This window comes from Catenovulum maritimum (assembly GCF_001050375.1).
In the GTDB taxonomy this organism is placed as follows: Bacteria; Pseudomonadota; Gammaproteobacteria; order Enterobacterales; family Alteromonadaceae; genus Catenovulum; species Catenovulum maritimum.
Genome location: NZ_KQ130524.1, coordinates 1,064 through 2,027, shown reverse-complemented (window position 1 = coordinate 2,027; position 964 = coordinate 1,064). Strand labels below are relative to the sequence as shown.

The 964-nt window shown below is 39.1% G+C and carries 1 protein-coding gene; it reads right to left on the bottom strand.

The window, feature by feature from the left end; genetic code table 11:
• Positions 1-499 precede the first annotated feature (499 nt).
• Positions 500-964: transposase (locus XM47_RS18620; RefSeq protein WP_149865561.1), on the bottom strand; the 465-nt coding region annotated here is incomplete at its 5' end.

The window sequence follows — 964 nt, the reverse complement described above, 5'->3', positions numbered from 1 at the left end:
CACCTAACACATATGAGCCTCCCGTTGGTCAATAGGTAATAGTGATCTTTTCGGCAACTTTTCGGTTGTCGAATCCAAGTTAATCAGCAAAATAATCTACTTCGCTTGTCATTTTAGCTGTCAGGTCTCAATCGCCTACAGCAAACACATATAGAGGCTCTCTTATTGTGGTCTCACCACATGCCTGTTTGGACTTAATCCTTTAAAATAAACAGGGGCACTAGACATTCATCGGTTAACCCACATATGGCACTATTCAAGGTGGCGGGTTTAATAAATTACCCAGTTAGCAGCAGGCTCAAAGAAGGTGTAAACGATTTTGCTGATTAAATTAAATGCACGCCAATCGGATGTCTAATCAAGACCAAGAGGCTAGCGAGCGATGAAACATAAACCCTGTTAAACCTAGTTTGGTTAGTTACGAATTAACGCAGGATTTAATGTGTTTTCAGCTTAAGCTTCCAGTTAGACGTTCAGCTCATCCGATTGCGTGACTGACTTAACCTAATAATCGGGTTTCATCGAATACCTTTTTGTTCTTAAGCATAAAATAGACACAGCGTCCTAACTTGTGAGCCAATGCAGATAAGGCTTTTGCTTTGCTCATTTTCTTTTGTAATTTAACTAAATATTGTTGTGCTTTCTCATTACCACGTAAATACAGAACGGCAGCTTCAGAGAATGCCCACTTAAGATGTTGGTTCCCAATTTTATTGCCTTGAGTGCCATATGTTTTACCAGCTGATTCAGCTTTGCATTTAACTAATCGACAATAAGAAGCAAATTTTTGCACCGATTCAAAACGAGCGATGTCGCCAATTTCATAAATAATGGTTAGCGCGAGAATTTGCCCGACACCGGGAATGGATTTGAGCAAGTGAAAATCAACGGGGTTATGTTGTTTAGCTTGTTTTTCGATATACCATTCGATTTTAGATAGTTGAGCATTGATATCACTAATTAA